The organism is Corynebacterium macginleyi, from assembly GCF_003688935.1.
GTDB classification, from domain to species: Bacteria; Actinomycetota; Actinomycetes; order Mycobacteriales; family Mycobacteriaceae; genus Corynebacterium; species Corynebacterium macginleyi.
Genome location: NZ_REGE01000035.1, coordinates 1 through 5,773 on the forward strand (window position 1 = coordinate 1; position 5,773 = coordinate 5,773).

At 52.3% G+C, this 5,773-nt stretch carries 3 rRNA genes; all 3 read right to left on the reverse strand.

The annotated features are described in order from the left end of the window. Nucleotides 1–9: 9 nt before the first annotated feature. Nucleotides 10–127 (reverse strand): 5S ribosomal RNA (gene rrf / locus D9V82_RS11670). Nucleotides 128–281: 154 nt separating this feature from the next. Continuing rightward, a 23S ribosomal RNA gene (locus D9V82_RS11675) occupies nt 282–3,363 on the reverse strand. A gap of 500 nt (nt 3,364–3,863) precedes the next feature. Then, a 16S ribosomal RNA gene (locus D9V82_RS11680) occupies nt 3,864–5,381 on the reverse strand. The 16S, 23S and 5S rRNA genes sit together here, the layout of an rRNA operon. Nucleotides 5,382–5,773 lie beyond the last annotated feature (392 nt).

Consider the following 5,773-nt stretch of genomic DNA (forward strand, 5'->3'; position numbering starts at 1 on the left):
TTTGTTTGGTGTCGGCGGTGACTTACTCTCCCACAACCTCCCGGTTGCAGTACCATCAGCGTGTACAGGCTTAGCTTCCGGGTTCGGAATGGGACCGGGCGTTTCCCTGTAGCTATCTACCACCGACAAACTTGTTGACGCATTATCCACTGTTGTGTGTGGTGTTGTGTCAGATACTGCATAGTGGACGCGGCACACAGGATGTGTGTTTTTTGGTTGTTTACTCGTTTTTAATAGTTCACCTCAACATGTCCCAACCTTAGGGTGTGGGGTTTGTTGTGGTGTATTTGTTGTTGGTCAATTAGTACCAGTAGTCTTCACACCTTACGATGCTTCCAAGTCTGGCCTATCTACCCCATCGTCTTTAGGGGACCTCAACAGAAACCTCATCTTAAAACAGGCTTCCCGCTTAGATGCTTTCAGCGGTTATCCCTTCCGTACGTAGCCAACCAGCGATACCCCTGGCGGGATAACTGGCACACTAGAGGTACGTCCGTCCCGGTCCTCTCGTACTAGGGACAGCTTTCTTCAAGTTTCAACGCGCGCGGCGGATAGAGACCGAACTGTCTCACGACGTTCTGAACCCAGCTCGCGTGCCGCTTTAATGGGCGAACAGCCCAACCCTTGGGACCTACTCCAGCCCCAGGATGCGACGAGCCGACATCGAGGTGCCAAACCATCCCGTCGATATGGACTCTTGGGGAAGATCAGCCTGTTATCCCCGGGGTACCTTTTATCCGTTGAGCGACACCACATCCACAAGTAGGTGCCGGATCACTAGTCCCGACTTTCGTCCCTGCTCGACATGTCTGTCTCACAGTCAAGCTCCCTTGTGCACTTACACTCACCACCTGATTGCCAACCAGGCTGAGGGAACCTTTGGGCGCCTCCGTTACATTTTGGGAGGCAACCGCCCCAGTTAAACTACCCACCAGGCACTGTCCCCAACCCAGATCATGGGCCAAGGTTAGATGCTCAATCCGATCAGAGTGGTATTTCAACAACGACTCCACCACCACTAGCGTGATGATCTCACAGTCTCCCACCTATCCTACACAAACCGAACCAAACACCAATACCAAGCTATAGTGAAGGTCCCGGGGTCTTTTCGTCCTGCCGCGCGTAACGAGCATCTTTACTCGTAATGCAATTTCACCGGGCCTGTGGTCGAGACAGCAGAGAAGTCGTTACGCCATTCGTGCAGGTCGGAACTTACCCGACAAGGAATTTCGCTACCTTAGGATGGTTATAGTTACCACCGCCGTTTACTGGGGCTTAAATTCTCAGCTTCGCAGCCATAAGACTACTAACCGGTCCTCTTAACCTTCCAGCACCGGGCAGGCGTCAGTCCATATACATCAACTTAACGTCTTCGCATGGACCTGTGTTTTTGATAAACAGTCGCTTCCCTCTATTCTCTGCGACCCCACAACACTCCAACCGCAAGGGTCTTCACATCACAGGGCCCCCCTTCTCCCGAAGTTACGGGGGCATTTTGCCGAATTCCTTAACCACAGTTCACCCGAACGCCTTAGTATCTTCAACCTGACCACCTGTGTCGGTTTAGGGTACGGGCCGTACATGCACTCGCTAGAGGCTTTTCTCGACAGTACAGGATCACCACCATCAACCCCAAAGGGCCTACGCATCACGCCTCAACCTATAACATGCGGCGGATTTACCTACCACACGGCCTACACGCTTACACCACCAATCCACTAAGTGGCGCGGCTACCTCACTGCGTCACCCCATCACTTGAACCACACATCAGGCCCCACAACATCAACACCACCCACACTCAAAGAATACGGGCAGCACATCCGTGGCAGTTAGTATCAGTGCTTCATCATGGGCGCACACATACGGGTACCAGAATATCAACTGGTTATCCATCGACTACGCCTGTCGGCCTCGCCTTAGGTCCCGACTCACCCTGGGAAGACGAACTTGACCCAGGAACCCTTAGTCATCCGGCGGTAAGGATTCTCACCTTACAATTCGTTACTCATGCCTGCATTCTCACTCGCACACAGTCCACGCCTCCTCACGATAACGCTTCAACCCATGCACGACGCTCCCCTACCCAAACAACACACAACATGCTGCTTGCCGCGGCTTCGGCGGTGTACTTGAGCCCCACTACATTATCGGCGCAGAACCACTCGACCAGTGAGCTATTACGCACTCTTTCAAGGATGGCTGCTTCTAAGCCAACCTCCTGACTGTCTTCGCGATCCCACATCCTTTTCCACTTAGTACACCCTTAGGGGCCTTAACCGGCGATCTGGGCTGTTTCCCTCTCGACCATGAAGCTTATCCCCCACAGTCTCACTGCCGCACAACACAATTAATGGCATTCGGAGTTTGGCTGACATTGCTAAGATTGTAGTCCCGCTCAACCAACCAGTAGCTCTACCTCCACCAAGCTAATGCGACGCTGCACCTAAATGCATTTCGGGGAGAACCAGCTATCACGGAGTTTGATTGGCCTTTCACCCCTACCCACAGCTCATCCCCGCAGTTTTCAACCTACGTGGGTTCGCGCCTCCACAACCTCTTACAGCTGCTTCACACTGGCCATGGGTAGATCACCCCGCTTCGGGTCCAAGACATGCCACTACAACACCCCATTAGGATTCGGTTTCCCTACGACTACCCCACACGGGTTAACCTCGCGACATGCCGTTGACTCGCAGGCTCATTCTTCAAAAGGCACGCCATCACACACAAAAACATGCTCTGACGGATTGTAAGCACATGGTTTCAGGAACTATTTCACTCCCCTCCCGGGGTACTTTTCACCATTCCCTCACGGTACTATCCACTATCGGTCACACTGAGTATTTAGGCTTACCGGGTGGTCCCGGCAGATTCACAACAGATTCCACGAGCCCGTTGCTACTCGGGAACCCAATAACCCCCACATCATCACCTTCAGCTACAGGACTCTCACCTACTCCGGTCGGCCATTCCAAACCACTTCACCTAACAACAATGCAAAAAAGGGCGTGCCACTGGTAGATGACACACAATCAGGCCCCACAACACCGCACACACAACCCCTACCAAGTATCACATGCACACGGTTTAGCCTCATCCACGTTCGCTCGCCACTACTAGCAGAATCATTATTATTTTCTCCTCCTACGGGTACTAAGATGTTTCACTTCCCCGCGTAAACCCCCACAACAGCTATGAATTCACTGAAAGGTAACCCCACATAACCAGGGCCAGGTTTCCCCATTCGGACATCCTCGGATCAACGCTTTATTGACAACTCCCCGAGGCTTAACGCAGCCTTACACGTCCTTCATCGGCTCAGCATGCCAAGGCATCCACCATGCGCCCTAAAAAACAAACACACCAACCACCACACACAAACCACACAACCAACAAAAAGAAAGCCATGCAGCCCACATACAGCAGCAAAAAATGAACTTGACAAAATAAACACACAAGAAAAAATCACATCACACACACAACACCACAAACAAAAAGCAAGTGGCATCATGCAGATGCTCGCGTCCACTATACAGTTCTCACACAACACCCCAACCAACAAACACACACCACCACAACAGATGACACGCATCCACCAGCCAGGCACACAATAAGGGGATAATGCCCCAGACACCCAACAATGCACCAACGTACAACAAACACTCATTTTCATATACATGGACACTCTTTTACGCATGTCACAAAGCACCATTCACACACTCGGCACTATCAGTTAAGGTGTATCTCCTACCCGGAAATTTACAACAACTGGTGGCAGCAGAACACTCGCCCACTCAACCACCAACCCACACACAGTGGGTTCGGGCTACAACTGCAGCCCACACAATAAAAAACTCCTTAGAAAGGAGGTGATCCACCCGCACCTTCCGGTACGGGTACCTTGTTACGACTTCGTCCCAATCGCCAATCCCACCTTCGACGGCTCCCTAACACGTTTAGGCCACCGGCTTCGGGTGTTACCAACTTTCATGACGTGACGGGCGGTGTGTACAAGGCCCGGGAACGTATTCACCGCAGCATTGCTGATCTGCGATTACTAGCGACTCCGACTTCATGGGGTCGAGTTGCAGACCCCAATCCGAACTAAGACCGGCTTTCAGCGATTCGCTCCACCTCACAGTGTCGCAACGCGTTGTACCGACCATTGTAGCATGTGTGAAGCCCTGGACATAAGGGGCATGATGATTTGACGTCATCCCCACCTTCCTCCGAGTTAACCCCGGCAGTCTCTCATGAGTCCCCAACCAAATGCTGGCAACATAAGACAAGGGTTGCGCTCGTTGCGGGACTTAACCCAACATCTCACGACACGAGCTGACGACAACCATGCACCACCTGTACACCAACCACAAAAGGGAAACTACATCTCTGCAGCGATCTCGTGTATGTCAAGCCCAGGTAAGGTTCTTCGCGTTGCATCGAATTAATCCACATGCTCCGCCGCTTGTGCGGGCCCCCGTCAATTCCTTTGAGTTTTAGCCTTGCGGCCGTACTCCCCAGGCGGGGCGCTTAATGCGTTAGCTACGGCACGAGAATCGTAGAAAAACCCTCACACCTAGCGCCCACCGTTTACAGCATGGACTACCAGGGTATCTAATCCTGTTCGCTACCCATGCTTTCGCTCCTCAGCGTCAGTAACTGCCCAGTAACCTGCCTTCGCCATCGGTGTTCCTCCTGATATCTGCGCATTTCACCGCTACACCAGGAATTCCAGTTACCCCTACAGCACTCAAGTTATGCCCGTATCGCCTGCACGCCCGGAGTTAAGCCCCAGAATTTCACAGACGACGCGACAAACCACCTACGAGCCCTTTACGCCCAGTAATTCCGGACAACGCTCGCACCCTACGTATTACCGCGGCTGCTGGCACGTAGTTAGCCGGTGCTTCTTATCTAGGTACCGTCACAAAAGCTTCGTCCCTAGCGAAAGGAGTTTACAACCCGAAGGCCTTCATCCCCCACGCGGCGTCGCTGCATCAGGCTTGCGCCCATTGTGCAATATTCCCCACTGCTGCCTCCCGTAGGAGTCTGGGCCGTATCTCAGTCCCAATGTGGCCGTACACCCTCTCAGGCCGGCTACCCGTCGCCGCCTTGGTAGGCCATTACCCCACCAACAAGCTGATAGGCCGCGAGCTCATCCTACACCGAAAAAACTTTCCACCACACACACTAAAGTGCGGTCCTATCCGGTATTAGACCCAGTTTCCCAAGCTTATCCCGAAGTGCAGGGCAGATCACCCACGTGTTACTCACCCGTTCGCCACTCGAGTACCCCGCAAGCAGGGCCTTTCCGTTCGACTTGCATGTGTTAAGCACGCCGCCAGCGTTCGTCCTGAGCCAGGATCAAACTCTCCACAAAAAAATTTCAGAACAACAACATCCCAAAACCAAGGCCGTGAAAAGCCCAAACCTAACAAAAAACAAACCACCACAAACCACACAAAAAGCAGGCTCATGCTGGCATCCAAAAATTACTACAAAGAAAAAATCACTGCCTCCCCCACACCCGACGGGGCAAAAACAAGAAGGAGACAAAAGTTGAACACAATCACATGCCAACCAATCCAACCATGCAGCCGAAACACTAAACAGTATCCAAAAAGATGCGTATTCCAACACCCCACCGGCACACACCAACCAACAAACCACCAACAGGCTCGCCGGCCAACAGACCAATCAACACACAACCATGCACACAAAAACAAAAAATAAGTACATTGGCACACTATTGAGTTCTCAAACATCACCACC